The sequence below is a fragment of the Caulobacter sp. genome, from assembly GCF_965279145.1.
Classification (GTDB): domain Bacteria; phylum Pseudomonadota; class Alphaproteobacteria; order Caulobacterales; family Caulobacteraceae; genus Caulobacter.
The window spans coordinates 3498990-3517043 of the sequence record NZ_OZ257139.1; the positions used below are offsets into that span (position 1 = coordinate 3498990).

Consider the following 18054-nt stretch of genomic DNA (forward strand, 5'->3'; position numbering starts at 1 on the left):
TTCCGCCTCGCGTGGGGTGTCCTCCCCGCCGTAGCGTATCGGGGTAGAGCGTCATGATCGCGAGACGGAAGCTGTTTCACCTGGGCTTGGGCGCCGTGGGCGCGGGCCTGCTTGGCCCCTCGGCCTATGCCGGGCCCTCAATCACGACCCGTCCGGTCGTTCAGGTCGCGCCGGAGCCAGAGGCCGACATCATCGGGGCCATCCTGTCGGCGCCGGAGCCGAAATGGCTGGCGCTGCACAACGTCCACACCGAGGAAAAGCTCGAAGCCGTCTACTGGGAGAATGGCGCCTATGTGCCCGACGCGCTGGAAGCCCTGAACAAGGTGCTGCGCGATTACCGGACGGGCGAGGAGCGGGCGATGGACCCGCAACTGTTTGACCTGCTGGGCGCTATCCAAGGCAAGACCGGAACGCGCCAGCCGTTCCAGGTGATCTCGGGTTATCGCTCGCCCGCCACCAACGCGATGCTGCATGAACGCAGTGGCGAGGTGGCCAAGCGGAGCCTGCACATGGACGGCAAGGCGATGGATATCTATCTGGAGGATGTCGCGCTTGATCGACTCCGCGCCGCGGCGCTGGCGATCGGTGGCGGCGGTGTCGGGTACTATCCCGACACCAGGTTTGTGCACGTCGATGTCGGACCTGTCCGGCGCTGGCAGGGATCTTAGCCCGCGAGGGCAGGGGAGCAGGGAATGAGCGCTGAACGTCGCGGCAATCCATTCGGATGGATCCTGCTGGGCTTCGTCGTGGGCGTCCTGGCCACCTTTGGCGCCATTCTGTTCCTGACCGCGGGTATGAGCGGCTATGACGACGGCCCCGAGATGCGGTCCGCCGCCGATGACGCCGCCTCGGCGGCCATGGCGACGCCGAGTTCCACCGCGCAGACGCCTCATCAGGTCGACAGGGTCGAGGTGCCGGTAGAGCCTGCTCCGCCCCCCGCGACCGCATCTCCCGATCGCGCCACACCGCCGATCGACGCCCAGATGGCCGACGACGCGGCCGCGGCCGGCATGACCTCGCGCGCAACCCCGAACTAGGTCGGTTGCTTCACCGTCAGAAAGGCTCCTTCACCCCGGGCGATCTCGCGACCGCCCGGAGGAAGAAGCTTGTGGCTACGACTTCGGAGCCGGCATGGGCGGAGCCGACTGAGCCCTGGCCTTCATGTCCATGTGCAGCTTGGGCGGCAGCGGGATCAGGCCGCGACCCTGCAGGTAACCGCCCCGGCCGGTGGCCGCGTCGGACACGAACTCGGACATGAATTCCTTCAGGCCAGGCGTCACGCCGATCTGGCTCTTCTTGACGTAGATGTAGAGCGAGCGGGACAGCGGATAGGCGCCGCTGGCGATGGCCTGTGCGGTGGGCTTCACGCCGTTGACGCTGGCGGCCTTGATGCTGTTGGCGTTCTCTTCGAGGAAGGAATAGCCGAACACGCCCAAGGCGTTGGGCGTCTTCTGGATGGTGCCGACGATGGCGTTGTCGTTCTCACCCGCGTCGACCCAGCCGCCGTCGGTGCGCATCGGCGAGACCTTGGCCTTGAAGCCGGCCTCGTCGCTGGCCTTCATCTTGGCCAGGGTCGGCAGCTTGGACGCGCCGCCGTCGATTGCCAGCTCGACCCAGGCGTCACGCGTGCCCGAGGTGGGCGGCGGCCCGTAGACCAGGATGCGGGTCTTGGGCAGGCCAGGGCCGACTTCGTTCCAGGTCTTGTAGGGGTTCTTGACCAACTGCGTTCCGCGCAGGCTGTTGTCGGCCAGGCCCAGATACAGCTGCTCGAGCTTGAAATTGTAGTCGGGCGACTTCTTGTCCATGGCCACGACGATGCCGTCGAAGCCGATCTTCAGCTCCACGATGTCCTTCACACCGGCCTTCTGGCAGGCTTGGAACTCGGACTTCTTCATCGGCCGCGAGGCGTTGGCGATGTCGGGATACTTCTCGCCGGCGCCGCCGCAGAACATCTTGATGCCCCCGCCGGTGCCCAGGCTCTCGATCTTGGGCGACTTCTTGCCGGTCTTCTTGGCGTAGTTTTCGGCCACCCGCGTCGAGAACGGAAACACGGTGGAAGAGCCAGCAGCCCAGACATAGTCGCGGGCGGCGTAGGCGTTATCGGCGGCGGCCAGCAGCCCGATAGCGGCGGCGGCTCCAAGGAGCTTGTTCATGAGGCGTGGTCCGGATGTTGGTGCAGGTGTCGAGGGAACGCGTTGAGCGGCAACCCGTTCAGGCGACTTTTATCAAGTTTTCGCGACAGCGCAGGCATGAAATTCTGTGTACGGAGCGGGTCTCGATCTAGATCCGCCGCTCGCTGGAAACCACCTCGCCATCCTCCTTGGTGAAACTGTCCGGAACCTTGTCCAGCAAGGGGAAGACTCTTTCAGACGGGCGGCAGAGGGCGACACCCTTGGGCGTGACCACGATCGGGCGATTGACCAGGATCGGGTGCTCGACCATGGCGTTGAGGATCTGCTCGTCGGTGGCCTCAGGCGCAAGCAGGCCCAGCTCGGTAGCCGGCGTACCCTTGTCGCGCATCAGGTCCCGGAGGGTGACCCCGGCTTCGCGGGCGAGGTCCAGCAGTTGGTCGTGGGTCCATCCAGCCTTCAAGTACTCGATGACCGTGGGGGCGTAGCCTGCGGCCTGCGCGATGGCGACCACGTTACGGGATGTGCCGCAGGCGGGATTGTGGAAGATCACCACGGGAAAGTCGGTGTCGGTCATGTTTCAGTGGTCCAAGGAGGCGGGAAGAGGTCGGCGTTTGGCGGCCACCTTGCGAACGGCCCCGCCGCGCTCATACCAGCCCCGGCTGGCATTCACGATGGCGACGACCGACAGCATGACAGGCACCTCGATCAGAACGCCGACCACCGTGGCCAGCGCGGCGCCGGACTGGAAGCCGAAGATGCTGATCGCCGCCGCCACGGCCAGTTCGAAGAAGTTGCTGGCGCCGATCAGGGCCGAGGGGCCGGCGACGCAATGGGCCTCGCCCGTGAGGCGATTGAGCAGATAGGCCAGTCCGGAGTTGAAATAGACCTGGATAAGGATTGGCACGGCCAGAAGCGCGATGATCATCGGCTGTCTGATGATCTGGTCGCCCTGGAAGCCGAACAGCAGCACCAGGGTCGCCAGCAGGGCGACGATCGACAGCGGCTGCAGCTTGGTCATCAGGGCGTCCAGCGCGGCCTGTCCGCCCGACGCCATCATCGCCTTGCGGATCAATTGAGCGATGATCACCGGAACGACAATATAGAGGCCCACCGACAGGGTCAGGGTCGACCACGGCACGGTAATAGCCGACAGGCCCAGCAGCAGGCCGACGATGGGCGCGAAGGCCACCACCATGATGGTGTCGTTCAGCGCCACCTGGCTGAGCGTGAAGTTCGGCTCGCCCCGGGTCAGGTTGCTCCAGACGAAGACCATGGCCGTGCAGGGCGCCGCCGCCAGGAGGATTAGGCCGGCGATGTAGCTGTCGATCTGGTCGGCCGGCAGCCACGGGCGAAAAAGGTGGGCTATGAAGATCCAGCCTAGGGCCGCCATGCCGAACGGCTTGACCGCCCAGTTGATGAACAGGGTCACGCCGATGCCGCGCCAGTGGTTGCGGACCTCGCCCAGGGCCGCGAAGTCGACCTTGATCAGCATGGGGATGATCATCAGCCAGATCAGGCCGGCCATCGGCAGGTTGACCCTGGCGATCTCGGCCGAACCGATCAGCTTGAAGACCGGAGCGGCCATGTGGCCCAGGGCCACGCCGATGACGATGCATAGCGCCACCCAGAGGGTCAGGTAGCGTTCAAAGATGGACATTCTGATCTCGGACGGGAGGAGGGGTCAGGTGGCGGCGTCTTCGGGCGCGAACGACTTGCCGATCTCGTCTAGGTGTCTCTGCAGCGACAGCCTGTCGATCGAGGCCATCGGCAGGGCGCAGAACAAGGTGATGCGAGCGTTCAGCTGCCGGTAGGCCTCGGCGAAGGCCAGGGCGATTTCGGCGTCCGTACCGGTCGCCGCCGACGGGTCGGGAATACCCCAGTGGGCGGTCATCGGCTGACCAGGCCAGACCGGACAGACCTCGCCCGCGGCATTGTCGCAGACGGTGAAGACGAAATCGAGATCCGGCGCGTCTGGATTGCTGGCCTTTGAGAATTCATCCCAGGGCTTGGAGCGCAGGTCGTCGGTCTTGTAGTTGAGGTGCTGCAAAAGATGGATGGCGTGCGGGTTGATCGTCCCGCTGGGCGTCGATCCGGCCGAATAGGCCTTGAAGCGCCCCGCGCCCACACGGTTCATGATCGACTCGGCCATGATCGAGCGGGCCGAGTTGTGGGTGCAGAGGAAGAGGACGTTCAACGGACGCCGGGCTTGGTCGCTCATGCGGTCTCCAGTTCGGTCAGGCAGGTTCCATCGCAGTGCGCGGCCTTGGAGAGCATGTCGCTCAGCGGGCGGCAGATCTCCGGCGCGCCGTTGCAGCAGTCCTCCAGCAGGAAGCCCAGCAGCCGCTGCATCGCGTCATAGTCGGCGGTGTAGATGATCGAGCGGCCCTCGCGCCGCGCATGCGCCAGTCCGGCTTGGTCCAGGATGGCCAGGTGGCTGGACAGGGTGTTGGGCAGGATGTCCAGTCGGCGGGCGATCTCGCCGGCGGGCAGACCTTGGCTCCCCGCCTGAACCAGCAGACGGAAGGCCGACAGCCGCCCGACGTGGGCCAGGGCGGAAAGGGTTGCAACGGCGGGATATATTTCCATATTTCGAATATAATCGAAATATGCGACGTCGCAATGACGTCTCGCCCGTCGCCCAGGAGTTTCCGTGAACGATCTGCCCGCGCTCGACGCCGCCTATCTGCCTTCGCCCCAGCTTCAAAGATTAGCGCCCGGCGGACCGGACCACGCGCCGCGTATCCTGCTGCTGTATGGCTCTCTGCGGGAGCGTTCGTTCAGCCGCCTGCTGGTCGAGGAAGCCGCGCGGATTCTCCAGCATCTTGGCGCCGAAACCCAAATCTTCGACCCGCGCGGCCTGCCGCTGCCAGACTCGGAGGACGCTGCCCACCCCAAGGTTCAGGAACTGCGGGCGCTGTCGTTATGGTCGGAAGGGCAGGTCTGGTGCAGCCCGGAGCGGCACGGCGCCATCACGGGGGTCTTCAAAAGCCAGATCGACTGGCTGCCGCTGGAGCTGGGCAGCGTTCGTCCCACCCAGGGGCGGACCCTGGCCGTGATGCAGGTCAGCGGCGGTTCCCAGTCGTTCAACGCGGTCAACACCCTGCGCCTGCTGGGCCGCTGGATGCGGATGATCACCATTCCCAACCAGTCATCGGTGGCCATGGCCTGGAAGGAGTTCGAGGACAACGGCCGCATGAAGCCCTCGTCGTATTACGATCGGGTCGTCGATGTGATGGAGGAACTGGTCAAGTTCACCCTGCTGACGCGCGGCCACGCCGACCATCTCGTGGACCGCTACAGCGAGCGAAAGGCCCGAGGAGAGGCTACGCCTTTGAACGAACCCGCTGCCGCCGTGGCGCGGGGCGCATAATGCGACGTCTCGCCCCTCGCCGGGCGAGTGCTGTGGCCCTATATGAGCGCGGCTGTATCCTGTAGTTTCCTGTTCTGAATCAGACGCCGACGCGTGCGGCCAGAAGTGAATCGAGTCGCCGTGGCGCATCCGACCAAAGCCATCATCCTCAGCGCGGGCCAGGGCAAGCGCCTGTCGCCGCTGACGGACACCCGTCCCAAGTGCCTGGTGGAGCTGTCGGGACGCACGGTGCTGCACTGGCAGCTGCGCCACCTGCGTCAGGCTGGTATCACCGAAGCTGTCGTGGTCACCGGCTTCGCGGCCGACACCGTCGAGGCCGAGATCGCCAGCCTGGACCTGCCCGGCATGGCCGTGCGGACCCTGTTCAACCCGTTCTTTGGCCTGACCGACAATCTGGCAACCTGCTGGCTGGCGCGGGGCGAGATGGTCGGCGACTTCCTGCTGCTGAACGGCGACACCCTGTTCGAACCCGCCATCGCCGAGCGCCTGATCGCCGCGCCCGCGGCCCCGATCACCGTCACTATCGACCGCAAGGACGGCTACGACGCTGACGACATGAAGGTGCTGACCGAAGGCCTGTCGCTGCGCGCCATCGGCAAGACGATCGAGGCCTATGACGCCGAGTCGATCGGCTTCCTGCGCTTCGATGCGGAAGGCGCGGCCCTGTTTACCAGCATTGTCGAGGCGGCCCTGCGCACGCCCGAGGGCCTGAAGCGCTGGTATCTCAGCGTCATCAACCAGATCGCCCAGGAGCATGATGTGGTCCGGGTGCAGTCGATCCAGGGTCTGGACTGGGCGGAGATGGACTTCCCCGAGGACCTGCCGCGCAATCGCGAACTGGCGGCGTCGTGGGTTAAGGAACTGGTGGAGGCTTAGGTCTTTTAAAATCCGCTCTTCCCGGCCTTCGCCGGGGAAGAGCGGACAATAGGTTAGGCCGCCTCGACCAGGCTGCGCACCAGATCCAGATCCGCGGGCTTGTCGACATCCACCGCCGCCAGACCATAGCACGACCGCACCACCGCCGCCTTGACGCCGGCCGCGCGGCCCAGCCGCTCAAGCGTCTCGTCCAGGGTCATCAGCCCCAGCGCATAGCGAACCAGCATCACCGGCCCCAGCATGGCCGCGATGCGCCACGGCTGCTTGCGCAAGCTTTCGGCCTTTCGCCAGAAGGCGACGGCGTTCAGGGCGCGCTCGTTCTTCAGCAGGAACAGGTTGCAGCCCGAATAGCCGCCGTCCCTGAACCGCCAGTAGGTGCGCTTGGTCTCCGGCGCGGCGGCGCGGACCACGGCTTCCGGGGCCATCAGCACGGCGATGTCGCAGTCCGCCGGGGCCTTGGCGATGAACTCGGTGATCCATTCCGGCTGGAGGAGGGCGTGATCTACTGTTGTGACCAGTAGCGGCGTGCCCATGATGCTGGCGCCGTCATGCACGCTCTGGCTGGGCCCACCGGCGGCGGGCAGCGGACCGGCTTTGGCCATGCTGGTCAGGGCCGCGATGATCTCGGGATCCGAGGTCGAGACTCCCACCCAGCTCGCGCCCGCCTGATCCACCGCCCGCAGCACCCGCGTCAGCAGGGTCTCGCCGCCCAGGACGATCAGGCCCTTGTGGCGTACGCCGGCATAGTCCGCGACGGGATCGACCCCGCCGCGAGAGCCGGCCAAGACAAGCGCCTGAAAGGCGCTCAAAGCGCCTTCTCGTAGATGCGATAGGTCTTGTAAATCTCAGCGCCCATGGCCTCGGAGATCCGGCGCATCGGCATGTTCTCTTCCAGCACCCACGAGAACTCGAACTTGGTGTAGCCCAGCGCCAGGGACGCATCGCGGCCGGCGTTCATCAGGTGGAACGGAAGCAACTGCCCGCGCATGGTGTCGGCGAACTTGCGCTTTACGCCCATCAGCGGCACCCGCGCCGACTTCAGGCCCCTGACCTTCAACCGCCACAGCAGCTTGGCCCAACCGAACGGCAGAAGCTTGCCCTTCAGGTCGCGGATCGCTTCGTTGATATTGGGCAGGAGCACGATGAAGCCCGCGGGCTCGCCGTCGATCTCGGCGAACAGGGTCATCTTCTTTTCGATGACGGGTTTGAGGGCCTTGGCCAACTGGGCCGTCTCGGCCTCGGTGGTGGGCACGAAACCCCAGTTGCCAGCCCAGGCGTCGTTAAGGATCTCGGTCAGAGACACCACTTCCTGGTCGTAGCGGCTCATGTCCAGCTCGCGCAGGGTGACGCCTGCGGGCAGGCCACGGCGGACGCGACGCACCACCACGGTCGGCAGGTCGGCGGTCGGGTCGCAAAGATAGGCGTAGACGTCCTTGGCCTTGGCGTAGCCCTGCTCCTCGACCCTCTGGCCCGTATAGGCGGGGTCGTGGCCCATCATCACCATCGGCGGGGTGTCGAAGCCGTCCACCAGCAGGCCGACCTCCTCGTTGATCGACAGGTTGAAAGGACCAAGCGCCCGGGTGCATTGGCGGTCGCGCAGCCAATCCTCGGCGGCGCGGAACAGGATCTTGAAGATCTCCGGATCGTTCTCGGCCGCGATCAGTCCGAAATTGCCGGTTTTCTGGCCTTCCGCCTGGGGGGCCAGGGCGTCGATCTGGGCGCTGATCCGGCCCACGTCCCGCCCGCCGCGTACGGCCAGCCAAAGCTGCACCTCGGCGTGCTCGAAGAACGGATTGGTCTTGGGCGACAGCGCCTCCGAACGCTCCATCGTCAAGGGCGTGATCCAGTTGGGATCGCGGGCGTTGAGGCGCGCGGGCAGGGCGATGAACCGCCGCATTTCGGCCGGGGTCCTGACGGGAATGACCGTGAGGTCGGCGTTCTGAGCGTCGAAAGGCATTAGCCCTCCAGGGAAACGAGAGCGGTGATGGCCAGAGCCCCGAAGATCACGGGGCCGCCCCACACCGCCAGAAGGGGCGAGATCGCGCCGCTTTCGCCCAAGGCCGACAGCAGGCCATCGGCGACCAGGAAGATCAGGCCCGAGGCGAGGCCGGTGGTGAGCAGCACCGCGCCCTGGCTGCTGCGGAAGTTGGCCAGGGCCACGGGCGCGCTCAGCAGCAACATGATCAGCGCCCCGAACGGGCCGGCGAAGGCCCCCAGCAGGCGCGTCTCGTAATAGCTGGCCGGACGGTCAGTGCCGCCATTCAGCAGGGCGCGACGGGCCGAGCCGGCGGACGGCGCGGGATTGTCGGAAAACAGGGCTTGCACGTCGACGGGGCGCAGGGGCGAGGTCCAGGTCATCTGGCTGGCGCTGACGGTGTCGGTGCGCTCGCCGGTGAACCGGGCGGTGACGGGGTCGCGCAGTTCCCAGCCCTTGGCGCCCAGGGTCGCCGAAGACGCCTCAATGCGTTCGATTAGGCGGCTGGTCTTGTCGCGGCGATAGATCTTCACTGCGGTCAGGGCGCGGCCGTCGGGCGTGCTGGCGCCAGCGATGACCAGGTCGTCGCCGACCCGGAAGCTGCGCGGGCCTTCGGCCTTCCTGTCGGCAGCCGGCGTGGTGGCTTGCCACCAGGCGTTCAGGATCGGATCGGTGCGAGGAGCGATCACCTGCGCGCAGGCGAAGTCCAACAGCATCACGGCCAACGCGGCGGGCGCAGCCATGGCCACGATGCGATAGGCCGAGATCCCGGCGGCGCGCATGGCGATCACCGCGCTTTCGCGGGCCAGTTGCGAGAACGCGAACAGGCCGCCGGCAAGCACACTGATCGGCGCGATCTGCTCCACCAGGCGCGGCGCGCGCAGGGCGGCGTAGTACAGCACCCCGCCCATGCCCAGACCCCGGTCGAGGATGTCGGTGGTCACTTCCAGCAGGTCCAGGATCTGCAGGATGCTCATCAGAATGACCGCGGCGCCGAGAATGCGCGTCGCGACGACGGTCAGGACATAACGCTGAAGCCTCATCACGCGGCCTGCTTGCTGGGAAGAACCATGCGGACGCAGCGCTTGATCGTGTCGCCGATCGCCCGCACCAGACGGGTGACGGGGGTGTCGCCTGGACGCTTGCGACTGCCCAGGAACATCCAGACGCTGAAGCCCGTGAACACCAGGAACGGCGTCCAGATCGCCACGGCCGGATTGGCCTTGCCGGCCTCGGCCAGGCTCTGACCCAGCTGCAGGGAGTGCTGGAACGCCAGCAGCAGGACGCCGGCGACGATCAGGCCAGGGGTGCGGTTGCCGCGTTTGGCCGCGAGGCCCAGCGGGAAGGCCAGAAGGGGCAGGAACGGCAGGAAGGCGGCGCGGGCCAGACGGCCGTAGAGCTCGGCCAGCAGGGTCGCCCTGGGCAGCACGGAATGGCCCGAGGCCGCCTGCCGGGCCAGTTCGCCCAGGGTCAGCTCGCGCTCGTCGCCGCCGCGCGCGCGCAGCAGGGTCGCCGCGCCGGCCAGCGGCATCTCGGTGACGAACTGGTCGAAGACCAGGGTGCGATAGCCGCCGGCGGCGTCAGCGCCGATCCTCTGGCCGCGCCTCAGCAACAGGGTGACCTTGTCGCCGGCCGCGTCGGCCTGGAGGTCGGCGGTGGCCGCGGTGATCACCTCTTCGCGGCCCTTGGCGTCCAGCCGCCTGATGAAGACGCGGGTCAGGCTCTGGCCGGCCGGATCGGCGTCGTCGGCGGTCATCAGCAGGTTGTCTTCGTCGATGAAGGCCCCGCCCGACAGTCGGCCGTTCCAGCCGGCGTTGACCGCCGCGTGCATCACCGAGCGATAGGCATAGCGGCTGTAGGGCTGGCTGTAGCCGAACAGGGCGACGCTGAAGGCGGTCAGCAGAAGGCCGACACAGACAAACGGAACCGCGATTCGGCTCAGCGACTGGCCGCTGGCCAGCAGAGCGTCGATCTCGGAACCGTCCGACAGCTTGGTGATCACGATGAACAGCGCGACGAAGAAGGCCACGGGCAGGGCCAAGCCCAGATAGTGCGGCACCAGGTTGGCGGCCAGTTCGGTGACATAGCCAAAACGGGCGCTGCTCTGGGACAGGGCGTCCAGCAGTCGCAGGATGCGCTCCAGCAGCAGGGCTACGACGGTGACACCCAGGCAACCGACCATCGGCCAGGCCACCAGCTTGAGCATATAACGATCGATGAGACGCAGGTTGGGCACTGGACTGCTCACACCGCCGTCCATTCCCGGGCCAGCATTCCCGCCAGAGCGGCCGCCGACCCGGCGTCCAGGTCGACGGTCGAGCCAAGAGCCGGCGCAGCGGGCCAGCCGGCGTCCGTGAACGTGCGACCCTCATGGACACGGTCGCCTTCGTAGCGGGGGATGACGTGGAAGTGCACGTCGCGGTCGACCATCATCAGCATCAGGTAGTTGATCTTCTCATAGGCCACGACCTTGCCCAGCAATCGCTCGATTCCGTCGATCGCGACCTTCAAATCGGCAAAGGCGGGGGTGCTCAATTGCGAGAACGCCTCTGCCTTTTCCTTGCATATAAGGACCAGTGATCCAAATGTCGGTTGTTTGGGACGAACCAGAACGAGCCAGTGGTCGGTTTCGGCCACCCTGGTTTGGGGATAGCCAAACGTCGCGGCGGTTGGATTGGTCATGAACAGGCTCGCCTCGTGGCGTTGTCCGCCGCCGATTCACAATAGGGACCCGGCCTTTTTCATGGAAGCAAGATCGGCGTTGTTTGTCGCGGCGCTGGCGGGGCTGCTCGTATCGGCCTCATCCGCGACAGCCGAGGAAGACTGCGCGGGTCGTGACGGCGCGAGCCGGCTCTCTGTCCAGATATCCCAGGTGGCTTCGACCGAGGGGGACGTGGTCGTGACGGTCTATCCGTCAGATCCGCGCCGGTTCCTGGCCCCGCGCGGAAAGCTTCTTCGCCTGCGGGCCAAGGCCAGCGCGCCGACGATGCGAGTCTGTTTCAACCTGCCCGGGCCGGACGTCTACGCCGTGGCCGTCTATCACGACGCTAACGGCAACAGTGACTTTGACCGCAATCGCCTGGGCTTGCCGACCGAGGGATTTGGGTTCTCCAACGACGCCGCGACCAAGTTCGGCGTGCCGTCGTTCGACGCGGTGCGGTTCGCCGTAAAGGCCGGAGAGAACGCTCTGCGCGTGAGGATGCGCTACGGGCGGTGAGATCAGGCCAGCACGTAGCGACCCAGTTCCGTGACCTGTCCCGTCCGCGAATCCAGCCCGCGCGCGATGACGCGAACCACGGTCGCTCCAGCGTCGTCCCGGTCGATCTCGATCGCGTGCCAGCGCGCCGCCGGGTGCTTGCCGCCCCCCATGGCGGAGGCCGAGGGAGCGCCCAGGACCGGGATCGCGGCGCCGGCCGGGCCCGGCATGGTCGACACCAGGCCTTCGTGAGCGTGGCCGTGCAGCACCAGATCGCCGCCGCGTCGCGCCAGGACCTCGCGCAGGGCGTCCTGGTCGTCCAAGGACTTGCGCCTGGAAACCGCCCCCCGGATCGGCGGGTGATGGATCAGCACGACACGGAAGTGATCGCGATGGGCCGGATCGGCCAGCAGGGCGTCCAGGCGCGCCAGTTGAGCCTGACCCAGCCGGCCGGTGGCCAGATGCGGCGCGGTCGGTACGGCCGAGCACAGGTTGAAGATCGCCACCTGTCCCCGCAGGCGCACTTGCGGAAAGGCGGTCGCTCGATCGTCGCCCAGCCAGTCCGACCAGGGCGCGAATCGTTCCGGTCCGGGGCCTTTGACAAGCGCGTCGTGGTTGCCGGGGCTCAGAGTGATCCTATCTGAAGCGCCAAGGGAGCTTAGCCAAAGGCGCGCGGCCTCGACTTCGACGGTCGAGGCGAAATTGGTCAGGTCACCGGTGAGGGCGATGTGGTCGGGCGCATAGGCCTTGATGTCTGCGACGATCGCGGCCAGCACGTCGGGCTGGTGTTCCTTGTGTTTGCGACGCCAGGCAATGCGACTCAGAAGGCGCTTGGACGCGATGTCCCGCCAGCCGAAAGCGCCCTTGGGCGGCGGCAGGTGCGGATCGGACAGGTGAGCAATGCGGAATATCGACAAGTCTCGGTCGCGGATTCTGGTCATAGGCCCGCGAAGCTGCTTATCAATCGCCACGGGTTTCAAGGGGTTCTTGCACATTGACCGGCGGAAGTAATCAAGGCGGCGACGCCAGCCTGGCGGCGGTGACCGTCGGCGAGGCGACGACGCGTATCTGGGGCATGACCTCGGCCCAGCGCCTGTCGCGCATCTATGGCCGCGTTGGCCTCACGGAAGCCGCCGCGCCCAGTGGCTCCGACGCGGTCGTGGTCAACGCCGGCTGGGTGTTCGACGAATCGCTGATCCGCGCCCTTGCCGGACGGCGCGGCGTTGCTCTCGTCGACGGCGAGGGGCGGGTGGTGGCCTATAACCTGCCCCGCGATCGCGCCACCGCCGGCATGGGGGTTTTGGCCGAGGGCAAGGACCTTTCGGTCGTGCTGGGCGACGCCCCGCGCCTGACCGCGATGGAACTGGGCTCGGCCTACAACAGCGAACTGCGCAAGCGCGAGCCGCCGGTGCTGGAGCGCCTGACGCCGGACACGGTGGACGCCGTCGAAAAGCGACTGTTCAAGGGCTCGTATAAGGGCGTCACCGACCTTGTGACCAAGTACGTCTGGCCCGCGCCGGCCCGCGTGGTCACGCGCTGGTGCGCCCTGGCCGGGCTGACGCCCAACATGGTGACCTTCGCCAGTTTCCTGATGGTGCTGGCCGCCTTCTACCTGTTCTGGACGGGTCAATACGGCGCCGGCCTAGTCTGCGCCTGGATCATGACCTTCCTGGACACCGTCGACGGCAAGCTGGCCCGGGTGACCCTGACCTCGTCCAAGTGGGGGAACGTCTTCGATCACAGCATCGACCTGATCCACCCGCCGTTCTGGTGGTGGGCCTGGTTCGTTGGTCTGGGCGCGCTGGGCCTGACCGTGCCGAATGGCGGGCTGCTGCTGGCGATCATTGTCGGCGGCTATGTGGCCCAGCGGATCGAGGAGGGGATCTTCCTGGCCCTCTTCAAGGTGGAAATGCACGCCTGGCGGCCGTTCGACAGCTTCTTCAGGCTGATCACCGCGCGCCGGAACCCCAACCTGCTGTTCCTGACCGCCACGACACTGGTTGGCCGGCCGGATATCGGTTTCGGGCTGGTGGCGGCCTGGACGGCGATCTGTCTGGTGGTGCACGCGGCGCAGATCCTGCAGGCCCTGGTCGCGCCCAGGGGCTCCGTCACCTCCTGGCTGTCGCGCTGATGAAGGTCGGCGTCGTCCATAATCCGCGCAGTCACGCCAATATGGGACGGGATGCGGAGTACTGGGCCCCCGATGACGTGATGCTGGTCAAGCCGGCCACGCGCGAGGCGCTGGAAGTCGATCTTCGGGCCTTCGCGGCGCGCGGTGTCGAGTTGCTGGTGATCGACGGCGGGGATGGCACGATCCGCGATGTCCTCAGTCTGCTGTCGCGCGCCTTTGGTGACCGGCCACCCCTGATCGCCATCCTGCCCTCGGGCAAGACCAACGTCCTGGCCATCGACCTGGGCGTGGCGCGCGACTGGACCTTGCGGGAGACCTTGATCGCCGCGCGCTCGCCCGGGGCGGTGATCAAGAATCGCGCGCCGCTGGAAGTGTCCTGGGACGACAGCCGCCCGACCCTGCGCGGTTTCGTGTTCGGTCTGGGCGCCTTCGTGCGGGCCACCCGGATGTCCAAGAGCGTCAACCGCATGGGGGCCTTTCAGGGGCTGTCCGTCGGTCTGACCCTGGCCGGCGCGGCGGCGGGCGCGTTGTTTGGAGGGGCGCGAGACCACTGGCGCGAGGGCGTGCCGGTCGATCTGTCGATAGACGGCGAACCGGCGCCGAAGGGCCCCCGCTTCCTGTTAATGGCTACGACGCTGAAGCGCCTGCCTTTGGGGATCAAGCCTTTCGGCCCCCCGCGCGAGGGGCTCAAGGCGCTGGACGTCGACGCCCAGCCCAAGCGCCTGCTCAAGGCCCTGGTGACCCTGCTGAGCGGCGGTGACGCCCCCTGGCTGGCGCGGCGCGGTTATCGCCGGGGTGACGCCAGCATCCTGCGGATAGAGACCAGCGAATCCTTCGTGCTGGATGGCGAGATCTACGAAGGGACCGGCGGCATGACCGTCTCGCTGGGGCCCACCCTGCGGTTCCTGGCGTCATGACCAGCGCGGTTACGGCGATGATCGAGGCCGAACTGCGTGCTCCGGCGCCGCCGCACGCGGTGGCGTTCGCCGCCGCTCTGGTCGAAGCCTTCGAGAATCCCGTGGCGGTGCTGTTCTACGGTTCGGTGCTCAGAACCGGTGACCTCGACGGGGTCATGGACTTCTACGTGCTTACGGACGGGCCCCGCCGCGGCTGGCGGGGAGTGCTGGGGCGCACGCTCTGGCCGGATGTCAGCTACCACGAAGCCGAACACCAGGGCCGCACCCTGCGCGCCAAGGTCGCCTCGATGACGCTGGCCCAGTTCGCGCTGGCCGCGCGGGGGCGCGAAATCGACACCACCATCTGGACCCGCTTCGTGCAGCCTTCGGCCCTGGTCTGGTCTTCCGGCGTCGAGGTCGAGCCGGTCGTGATCAACGCCGTCGCCGAGGCCGCCCACTCGGCAGCGCGGTTTGCGGCGGCGCTTGGCCCCGCCGAAGGGGCATCCCAGGCCTATTGGTCGACGCTGTTCCAGCAGACCTACAAGGCCGAGTTCCGGGTCGAGCGGGGCGGTCGCGAACAGTCCATCCTGGCCTTCGACGCCGCGCGCTACGACCTGCTTCTGATCCGGTGCTGGCGTGAACAGGGCCTGCTCGACCTCCTCGCGCCGGGATCGGTCCAGCCCAATCTGACCGAAGAGGCGCGAGCCCGCTTCGCCAGGGCCTGGCGGGTGCGGCGGAGGCTGGGCAAGTCGCTGAACGTCGCCCGTCTGGTCAAGGCCGCCTTCACCTTCGAGGGCGCGGCCCGCTACGCGGCGTGGAAGATCGAACGCCACACAGGCATCGCCGTGCCACTGACGCCGTGGCGCGAGAAGCACCCGGTCCTGGCGGCCCCGGGGGTGTTGTGGCGATTGTGGCGCGTGCAGCGCGCGCGTCGCAAGGCCGAGGCCTGAGGCCTCGGCCCGCGCATATCAGGCCGAAGCGCGCTGACGCTGGTTGTCGATCAGGCCCAGCGCCGCGCCGACTTCCGCGAACACGGCCAGGACCTTGTCGATCTGCTCGTCGGTGTGAGCGGCGCTGACGCTGGTGCGCAGCAGCGGACGGCTGTCGGGCGTAGCAGGCGGCAGGGCCAGGTTCAGATAGACGCCGTTGTGGAGCAGGGTGTTCCACATGCTGATGGCGCTTTCCTGGCTGGGCATGGTGATCGCCACGATCGGGCTGGCGGTCGGACCGGTCTGGAAGCCCAGTTTGGTCAGGCCGTCATAGAGGCGGCGGGCGTTGGCCATCAGGCGATGGCGCAGTTCCGGCGCTTCTTCCAGGCGGCGCAGCGCGACGATGGTCGAGCTGACCACGGCCGGCGGCAGCGACGCGGTGAACATGTAGGGGCGGCAGACGACGCGCATGACGTCGAAGTCGTCCAGGTTGGAGACGCAGAAGCCGCCGATGGCGCCCAGGCTCTTTGAGAAGGTGCCGACCACGAAGTCGACATCGTCCTCGACGCCTTCCAGCTCGGCCAGACCGCGACCGTGTTCGCCCAGAACGCCCATCGAGTGGGCTTCGTCGACCAGCAGATAGCCGCCAAGCTCGCGTTTGACGGCCGCGATTTCCTTGAGCGGCGCGGTGTCGCCCATCATCGAATAGATACCCTCGACCACGATGAGGCGCTCGCCGGGCACATCCTTCATGCGGCGCAGACGCTTGTAGAGGTCCTCGGGGTCGTTGTGGCGGAAGCGGATGACCTCGGCGTGGCCGAGGCGTGAGCCGTCATAGATGCTGGCGTGGCTATCGGCGTCCAGAATCAGGTGGTCGCCGCGACCGACCAGAGTCGACAGCACGCCCAGATTGGCCTGGTAGCCGGTGGTGAACACCATGGCGTGTTTGCGGCGATAGAACTTGGCCAGGGCCTGTTCCAGTTCGACGTGCGCCTCGAAGCTGCCATTGGCGATTCGCGAGCCTGTGGTGCCGGTGCCGCGTTCCTGGACGGCTTTCACCGATGCGGCGATCGCTTCGGCGTCGAAGGTGAGGCCCAGATAGTTGTTGGTGCCCAACAGGATCGTGGGACGGCCATCGATCACGCCTTCGGTCGGCGACATGACGGCGTCGAAACGGACATTGAAGGGATCGGCCCCGGCTGCGCGGATGGCCTGATAGGCGTCGCGGTAGGCGAGGTGCTTGTCGAACAGCCCCATGGTTATCCCTTGTTCCGAAGGTCTTTGATCAAATCAGACAGGTCGCCCGCCGTCTCGACCGAGGCCAGACGATCAAGCGGGATCGAGATGTCGAACGCGTCTTCCAGTTCCATGATGATGTTCATCAGGGCCAGGGAATCGACCTGCAGGTCACGGCTGATATGTGTTTCATCGGAAACCTCCACGGTGCGCCCCAGTACCGTGGACGCAGCGAGACCGATTTCACGCAAGGTAAGATCCGTAACCGCTTTCATGCCGACTCGCCGATACCCCCGTTAGCGGGCCCAATTAACGCACTTAGTAACAGGCCTCTTGTCGGATTCCTGTCAAAATTGAATGCTACTGTCATGTTCACGCAACCAAAAACCCGTTCGTGCGATACCAATGCACGCTGTGGGCGAACCCGGATTCGATCCCGTATCGCGTCGCGATAGTTACGGGCAGCGTTTCGCTGGGCGAAAGACTCCAATCCAAATGGAGCATTTCTCGCGCTTTTCCAGATGTGAAGATCGAAATGTTACCGGTTATCGCCGCGAAATGCTGTGAGAGCCAGGCCAGCCCCCTCAGAATCGACGGTGAAATTCTCATGAGGCGGGGCGTTCGATCCACCGCCCGAGAGACTGCTTCCATGACTTCAGACCAGCTGTAGCCGTCCGTTCGATCGTCCGACAGGGCAAAGACGCCCGGGATATGTTGGCCGGCGGCGGCGGTGATCTGGGCGGCGGCGTCCTCGACGTGGATCATCGCGATCCGGGCGGCGGGATCCAGAACCGGCAGAAAGGGCGCCGTTTGGGCGGCCTTGAACAGCTCCAGCGTTTCCATGTCGCCCGGTCCGTAGATGGCCGGCGGCCGGATAATGGTGAGAGCCTCACCGAACGCCTTGCGCGCCGCGTCCTCGCCAGCCCGTTTGCTGGCGGCGTAGTCCGACAGCGACGGCTCGCGGGCCGTCAGGCTGGACACCACGATCAGTCGCGCGCTCGCTGCCCGGGCCGCCAGGGCGATGCCGCGCGCGCCATCCACATTGGTGCGGTCGAAATCGGCCCGCGAGCGCGCCTTGATCAGTCCGGCCACGTGGATGACGACGGTCGCGCCGGCGCACAGGGTCTGGACCGCCCGCTGGTCCGACAGGCCGCCGATCACGAGCTGGGGTTCGATGTCGGCCCAGTGCGGATCGACGATATCGCGGCGGGCCAGAACGCGCACGGTCCATCCGTCCCTCGCCAGGGCGCTCACCAGCCGCCGACCAAGGAAGCCGGTGCCGCCGGTCACAGCGACGACGCCCTTGGTCATGC

At 66.6% G+C, this 18054-nt stretch carries 22 protein-coding genes; 8 read left to right on the plus strand and 14 right to left on the minus strand.

Going from position 1 to position 18054, the window contains the following annotated elements; all coding sequences use genetic code 11:
* Positions 1-53 precede the first annotated feature (53 nt).
* Together ACQY9P_RS16330 and ACQY9P_RS16335 are read left to right on the plus strand one after the other, a co-directional pair.
* Entirely contained in the window at positions 54-668 is a 615-nt protein-coding gene (locus ACQY9P_RS16330; protein WP_421738160.1) for a DUF882 domain-containing protein, read from the plus strand.
* A 24-nt stretch (positions 669-692) separates the two neighbouring features.
* Positions 693-1037, plus strand: a complete 345-nt coding sequence (locus tag ACQY9P_RS16335) for a hypothetical protein (RefSeq protein WP_421738159.1) — start codon at positions 693-695, stop codon at positions 1035-1037.
* 75 nt (positions 1038-1112) lie between these two features.
* Here ACQY9P_RS16335 and ACQY9P_RS16340 read toward each other — a convergent pair whose 3' ends face one another.
* From ACQY9P_RS16340 to ACQY9P_RS16360, 5 genes are all read right to left on the minus strand, one after another.
* Positions 1113-2153 (minus strand): substrate-binding domain-containing protein, encoded by a 1041-nt coding sequence (locus ACQY9P_RS16340; protein ID WP_421738158.1) that lies wholly within the window; start codon positions 2151-2153, stop codon positions 1113-1115.
* 127 nt (positions 2154-2280) lie between these two features.
* Positions 2281-2706, minus strand: coding sequence for an arsenate reductase (glutaredoxin) (arsC, locus tag ACQY9P_RS16345; RefSeq protein ID WP_421738157.1), 426 nt, complete (start codon positions 2704-2706; stop codon positions 2281-2283).
* A 3-nt stretch (positions 2707-2709) separates the two neighbouring features.
* Positions 2710-3789: an ACR3 family arsenite efflux transporter gene (arsB, locus tag ACQY9P_RS16350; protein ID WP_421738156.1), complete on the minus strand. Its 1080-nt coding sequence runs from the start codon at positions 3787-3789 to the stop codon at positions 2710-2712.
* Between the two features lie 24 nt (positions 3790-3813).
* The gene (locus tag ACQY9P_RS16355; RefSeq protein ID WP_421738155.1) at positions 3814-4350 is read right to left on the minus strand and encodes an arsenate reductase ArsC; all 537 of its coding nucleotides are present in this window, start codon (positions 4348-4350) and stop codon (positions 3814-3816) included.
* Complete coding sequence (locus tag ACQY9P_RS16360; RefSeq protein ID WP_421738154.1) at positions 4347-4718, minus strand: ArsR/SmtB family transcription factor; 372 nt, start codon at positions 4716-4718, stop codon at positions 4347-4349. The genes ACQY9P_RS16355 and ACQY9P_RS16360 overlap by 4 nt, the downstream gene beginning before the upstream one ends.
* A gap of 64 nt (positions 4719-4782) precedes the next feature.
* Here ACQY9P_RS16360 and arsH point away from each other — a divergent pair, with 64 nt between their 5' ends.
* Together arsH and ACQY9P_RS16370 are read left to right on the plus strand one after the other, a co-directional pair.
* Positions 4783-5502, plus strand: coding sequence for an arsenical resistance protein ArsH (gene arsH, locus ACQY9P_RS16365; RefSeq protein ID WP_421738153.1), 720 nt, complete (start codon positions 4783-4785; stop codon positions 5500-5502).
* Between the two features lie 120 nt (positions 5503-5622).
* Entirely contained in the window at positions 5623-6378 is a 756-nt protein-coding gene (locus ACQY9P_RS16370; RefSeq protein ID WP_421738152.1) for an NTP transferase domain-containing protein, read from the plus strand.
* A gap of 53 nt (positions 6379-6431) precedes the next feature.
* On the opposite strand, the gene ACQY9P_RS16375 is transcribed toward ACQY9P_RS16370, so the two are convergent.
* The 5 genes from ACQY9P_RS16375 to ACQY9P_RS16395 are packed head-to-tail and all read right to left on the minus strand — an operon-like array spanning position 6432 to position 11035.
* Entirely contained in the window at positions 6432-7187 is a 756-nt protein-coding gene (locus ACQY9P_RS16375) for a nucleotidyltransferase family protein (protein ID WP_421738151.1), read from the minus strand.
* Positions 7184-8335: a dATP pyrophosphohydrolase gene (locus ACQY9P_RS16380; RefSeq protein ID WP_421738150.1), complete on the minus strand. Its 1152-nt coding sequence runs from the start codon at positions 8333-8335 to the stop codon at positions 7184-7186. The genes ACQY9P_RS16375 and ACQY9P_RS16380 overlap by 4 nt, the downstream gene beginning before the upstream one ends.
* Positions 8335-9396, minus strand: a complete 1062-nt coding sequence (locus ACQY9P_RS16385; protein WP_421738149.1) for an LptF/LptG family permease — start codon at positions 9394-9396, stop codon at positions 8335-8337. Before ACQY9P_RS16385 ends, ACQY9P_RS16380 begins: the two co-directional genes overlap by 1 nt.
* The gene (locus ACQY9P_RS16390; protein WP_421738318.1) at positions 9396-10559 is read right to left on the minus strand and encodes an LptF/LptG family permease; all 1164 of its coding nucleotides are present in this window, start codon (positions 10557-10559) and stop codon (positions 9396-9398) included. Before ACQY9P_RS16390 ends, ACQY9P_RS16385 begins: the two co-directional genes overlap by 1 nt.
* A gap of 38 nt (positions 10560-10597) precedes the next feature.
* Positions 10598-11035: an HIT family protein gene (locus ACQY9P_RS16395; protein ID WP_421738148.1), complete on the minus strand. Its 438-nt coding sequence runs from the start codon at positions 11033-11035 to the stop codon at positions 10598-10600.
* On the opposite strand from ACQY9P_RS16395, the gene ACQY9P_RS16400 reads away from it, so the two are divergent.
* On the plus strand, positions 11034-11570 hold the full coding sequence (locus ACQY9P_RS16400) for a DUF2141 domain-containing protein (protein ID WP_421738147.1): 537 nt from the start codon (positions 11034-11036) through the stop codon (positions 11568-11570). The two genes, ACQY9P_RS16395 and ACQY9P_RS16400, sit on opposite strands and share 2 nt — an antisense overlap.
* Positions 11571-11572: 2 nt before the next feature.
* Here ACQY9P_RS16400 and ACQY9P_RS16405 read toward each other — a convergent pair whose 3' ends face one another.
* Positions 11573-12466, minus strand: a complete 894-nt coding sequence (locus ACQY9P_RS16405; protein WP_421738146.1) for a metallophosphoesterase family protein — start codon at positions 12464-12466, stop codon at positions 11573-11575.
* A 158-nt stretch (positions 12467-12624) separates the two neighbouring features.
* Here ACQY9P_RS16405 and ACQY9P_RS16410 point away from each other — a divergent pair, with 158 nt between their 5' ends.
* Genes ACQY9P_RS16410 through ACQY9P_RS16420 form a run of 3 tightly spaced genes read left to right on the plus strand, consistent with a single transcriptional unit; the run spans position 12625 to position 15526 of the window.
* A complete protein-coding gene (locus ACQY9P_RS16410) occupies positions 12625-13680 on the plus strand; it encodes a CDP-alcohol phosphatidyltransferase family protein (protein ID WP_421738317.1) in 1056 nt (351 codons plus the stop codon).
* The gene (locus ACQY9P_RS16415) at positions 13680-14597 is read left to right on the plus strand and encodes a diacylglycerol/lipid kinase family protein (protein ID WP_421738145.1); all 918 of its coding nucleotides are present in this window, start codon (positions 13680-13682) and stop codon (positions 14595-14597) included. Before ACQY9P_RS16410 ends, ACQY9P_RS16415 begins: the two co-directional genes overlap by 1 nt.
* Positions 14594-15526, plus strand: coding sequence for a hypothetical protein (locus ACQY9P_RS16420; RefSeq protein ID WP_421738144.1), 933 nt, complete (start codon positions 14594-14596; stop codon positions 15524-15526). The genes ACQY9P_RS16415 and ACQY9P_RS16420 overlap by 4 nt, the downstream gene beginning before the upstream one ends.
* Before the next feature lie 18 nt (positions 15527-15544).
* On the opposite strand, the gene spt is transcribed toward ACQY9P_RS16420, so the two are convergent.
* From spt to ACQY9P_RS16435, 3 genes are all read right to left on the minus strand, one after another.
* Entirely contained in the window at positions 15545-16762 is a 1218-nt protein-coding gene (spt, locus tag ACQY9P_RS16425; protein WP_421738143.1) for a serine palmitoyltransferase, read from the minus strand.
* Positions 16763-16764: 2 nt separating this feature from the next.
* The gene (locus ACQY9P_RS16430; RefSeq protein WP_421738142.1) at positions 16765-17016 is read right to left on the minus strand and encodes an acyl carrier protein; all 252 of its coding nucleotides are present in this window, start codon (positions 17014-17016) and stop codon (positions 16765-16767) included.
* Positions 17017-17113: 97 nt separating this feature from the next.
* Positions 17114-18052: an NAD-dependent epimerase/dehydratase family protein gene (locus tag ACQY9P_RS16435; protein ID WP_421738141.1), complete on the minus strand. Its 939-nt coding sequence runs from the start codon at positions 18050-18052 to the stop codon at positions 17114-17116.
* Between the last annotated feature and the right edge of the window lie 2 nt (positions 18053-18054).

What these genes read in the sequence shown, in the direction of transcription:
- ACQY9P_RS16330 (WP_421738160.1), top strand. Translation starts at nt 54, where the DNA reads ATGATCGCGAGACGGAAGCTGTTTCACCTGGGCTTGGGCGCCGTGGGC.
- ACQY9P_RS16335 (WP_421738159.1), top strand. Translation starts at nt 693, where the DNA reads ATGAGCGCTGAACGTCGCGGCAATCCATTCGGATGGATCCTGCTGGGC.
- ACQY9P_RS16340 (WP_421738158.1), bottom strand. Translation starts at nt 2,153, where the DNA reads ATGAACAAGCTCCTTGGAGCCGCCGCCGCTATCGGGCTGCTGGCCGCC.
- arsC (WP_421738157.1), bottom strand. Translation starts at nt 2,706, where the DNA reads ATGACCGACACCGACTTTCCCGTGGTGATCTTCCACAATCCCGCCTGC.
- arsB (WP_421738156.1), bottom strand. Translation starts at nt 3,789, where the DNA reads ATGTCCATCTTTGAACGCTACCTGACCCTCTGGGTGGCGCTATGCATC.
- ACQY9P_RS16355 (WP_421738155.1), bottom strand. Translation starts at nt 4,350, where the DNA reads ATGAGCGACCAAGCCCGGCGTCCGTTGAACGTCCTCTTCCTCTGCACC.
- ACQY9P_RS16360 (WP_421738154.1), bottom strand. Translation starts at nt 4,718, where the DNA reads ATGGAAATATATCCCGCCGTTGCAACCCTTTCCGCCCTGGCCCACGTC.
- ACQY9P_RS16380 (WP_421738150.1), bottom strand. Translation starts at nt 8,335, where the DNA reads ATGCCTTTCGACGCTCAGAACGCCGACCTCACGGTCATTCCCGTCAGG.
- ACQY9P_RS16385 (WP_421738149.1), bottom strand. Translation starts at nt 9,396, where the DNA reads ATGAGGCTTCAGCGTTATGTCCTGACCGTCGTCGCGACGCGCATTCTC.
- ACQY9P_RS16390 (WP_421738318.1), bottom strand. Translation starts at nt 10,559, where the DNA reads ATGCTCAAGCTGGTGGCCTGGCCGATGGTCGGTTGCCTGGGTGTCACC.
- ACQY9P_RS16400 (WP_421738147.1), top strand. Translation starts at nt 11,034, where the DNA reads ATGAACAGGCTCGCCTCGTGGCGTTGTCCGCCGCCGATTCACAATAGG.
- ACQY9P_RS16395 (WP_421738148.1), bottom strand. Translation starts at nt 11,035, where the DNA reads ATGACCAATCCAACCGCCGCGACGTTTGGCTATCCCCAAACCAGGGTG.
- ACQY9P_RS16410 (WP_421738317.1), top strand. Translation starts at nt 12,625, where the DNA reads ATGACCTCGGCCCAGCGCCTGTCGCGCATCTATGGCCGCGTTGGCCTC.
- ACQY9P_RS16415 (WP_421738145.1), top strand. Translation starts at nt 13,680, where the DNA reads ATGAAGGTCGGCGTCGTCCATAATCCGCGCAGTCACGCCAATATGGGA.
- ACQY9P_RS16420 (WP_421738144.1), top strand. Translation starts at nt 14,594, where the DNA reads ATGACCAGCGCGGTTACGGCGATGATCGAGGCCGAACTGCGTGCTCCG.
- spt (WP_421738143.1), bottom strand. Translation starts at nt 16,762, where the DNA reads ATGGGGCTGTTCGACAAGCACCTCGCCTACCGCGACGCCTATCAGGCC.
- ACQY9P_RS16430 (WP_421738142.1), bottom strand. Translation starts at nt 17,016, where the DNA reads ATGAAAGCGGTTACGGATCTTACCTTGCGTGAAATCGGTCTCGCTGCG.
- ACQY9P_RS16435 (WP_421738141.1), bottom strand. Translation starts at nt 18,052, where the DNA reads ATGACCAAGGGCGTCGTCGCTGTGACCGGCGGCACCGGCTTCCTTGGT.